This is a genomic window from Streptomyces sp. URMC 124 (assembly GCF_051386455.1).
Taxonomy (GTDB): Bacteria; Actinomycetota; Actinomycetes; order Streptomycetales; family Streptomycetaceae; genus Streptomyces.
Genome location: NZ_JBPQTS010000311.1, coordinates 1 through 2,142, shown reverse-complemented (window position 1 = coordinate 2,142; position 2,142 = coordinate 1). Strand labels below are relative to the sequence as shown.

The 2,142-nt window shown below is 70.5% G+C and carries 2 protein-coding genes; one reads left to right on the top strand and one right to left on the bottom strand.

Annotated elements, in window-relative coordinates:
- Positions 1-508: 508 nt before the first annotated feature.
- Complete coding sequence (locus ACSNOG_RS32570) at positions 509-892, bottom strand: MerR family transcriptional regulator (protein WP_436756309.1); 384 nt, start codon at positions 890-892, stop codon at positions 509-511.
- A 65-nt stretch (positions 893-957) separates the two neighbouring features.
- On the opposite strand from ACSNOG_RS32570, the gene ACSNOG_RS32565 reads away from it, so the two are divergent.
- A partial coding sequence (locus ACSNOG_RS32565; RefSeq protein ID WP_436756308.1) for an alkene reductase occupies positions 958-2,142 on the top strand: 1,185 nt, incomplete at its 3' end.

Here is a 2,142-nt window from a genome sequence, read left to right as displayed (position 1 = left end):
GTTCCTGTGACGGGGGCGGTCTGGTGGGGCGGGAGAGGGCTTGCGGCAGGCAACCCAGGGCACTTATCCGCCGCCCTACGCTCCACGCCGGTTGATAACCGCGCCCAAGTGCATCCCGCAGCCGAACGAGCAACCACAACGGCGCCGAGCCGAGCGAAGCGCCCACGACGGGCCCAGCCACATCGCGGCAGCTGCCAGCTCCCCGCCAGCCACGACCCATGCGCAAGGTCTCCTCACGCGCCCGCATCCGTGACGGCAGGAGTACGGCGCCCAGCTATCCACCGGCCGCAAACAACTGCAACCGGACCCCTGGCCCCCACCCCTCCCCCCGCTGCCAGCCTGTTCTGACCTGTGCTCAGGCGGCGCGCCGTTCCCGTGACGTGCAGCAGTACCCGTACGGAGGGGTATGTGGTGCCCGCACCGAAGAAATCCGCGACGCCCTGCGCGCCCTGGTCCGTGACATCACGGCGGGTAAGGCCGACCACTTGCTCCGATGCGGGTGCCGGCGCTACCCGGGGACGGCGGCGGTGTGTATTCCTGCCGCGGCGGTGGTGATGACTTCGTTCAAGACGTCGCGGGAGCGGAGCAGGTCCGCGATCATTGCGTCGATGCGGTCCCGTTCGGCGGTGAGCTCGTTGACGAGCCGTGGCGTGGCGATCTCGCTCGCGGCCCCGTCGGCGTCCCGCATGCAGGGGAGGAGCTGGGCGATCTTCTTGCTGTTCAGTCCCGCGGCGTAGAGGGCCTGGATGCGGATGACCCGGTCGACCGCCCAATCGCCGTACCGGCGTTGACCGCCCGGGGTACGCTCGGCTCTCAGCAGCCCCTGCGTCTCGTAATAGCGCAGCGAGCGTTCGCTCACGCCACTGCGCCGGGCCAGCTCACCGATCCGCATTCCCCACCTCGTATGTCGACGCAGGGCTTGAACCTGACACCGGTGTCAACTCTTACCGTACCGGCATGACGAACACGCCGGTCGACTCCCGCCTCTTCGAGCCCGCCCGCCTCGGCGCCCTGCAGCTGCCGAACCGCCTGGTGATGGCGCCCATGACCCGTAACCGTGCCGCAGCCGACGGCGTTCCGCAACCGATCATGGCCACCTACTACGCCCAGCGCGCCTCAGCGGGGCTGATCATCGCCGAGGCGTCGACCCCCAACGCCGTCGGGCAGACCTACCCCGACATCACGGCGATCTACAACGAGGCGCACGTGGCAGGGTGGCGGCGCGTCACCGATGCCGTACGCGATGCGGGCGGCCGGATGTTCCTGCAGCTGCAGCACGGTGGCCGGGTCGGTCACCCCGACACCAGCGGGCTGACGCCGGTCGCGCCCTCCCCGGTGCCGCTACCGGAGACGATCTTCACCCCCGGCGGGCACCAGGACGCCGTCGTGCCCCGGGAGATGACGATCGACGAGATCCGATCCACCGTGGCCGACTTCGCCGCTGCCGCCCGCAACGCGGTCGAGGCCGGGTTCGCGGGCGTGGAGGTGCACGCCGCCAACGGCTATCTCCTGCACCAGTTCCTGGCGAAGGGGACCAACCACCGCACCGACGCCTACGGCGGGTCGGTGGCCGGCCGCATCCGGTTCACGGTGGAGGTGGTCCGGGCCGTGGCCGAGGCGATCGGCCCCGAGCGGGTAGGGGTGCGGATCGCACCCGGGCTCACCGTCAACGGCATCGACGAGGGTGACACCGCGGAGATCTATCCGGCACTCATCGCCGCCCTGGCCGGTGCGGGCCTCGCCTATCTGCACGTCGTCTTCGCGGATCCGGACCAGCCGCTCTTCCAGGAGATCCGCAGGACCTGGCCGGGCACGCTCATCGCCAACCCGGTCCTCGGGTGGGGGAAGCCGTTGCCGGCCGACGGGGGAAGGCGCGAGGGGGAGCGGCTCCTTGCCGCCGGAGCCGACCTGATCTCGCTCGGCCGCCCGTTCCTCGCCAACCCCGACCTCGTGGAGCGGCTGCGCACCGGAGCGCCGATCAACCAGGTACGGGACCACGGCCTGATGTACACGGGCGGTGAGGCCGGATACACCGACTACCCCACATACACGGACTACCCCGTGCCGGCCGCCGCCCCGGTCCGCATGAAGAACGGCAAGAAGCTCACCCTGCGCTTCGTGGTGCCGGTCAGCTCGGGCACG

Coding starts and splice junctions, on each gene's coding strand:
- ACSNOG_RS32570 (WP_436756309.1), bottom strand. CDS start 892: ATGCGGATCGGTGAGCTGGCCCGGCGCAGTGGCGTGAGCGAACGCTCG.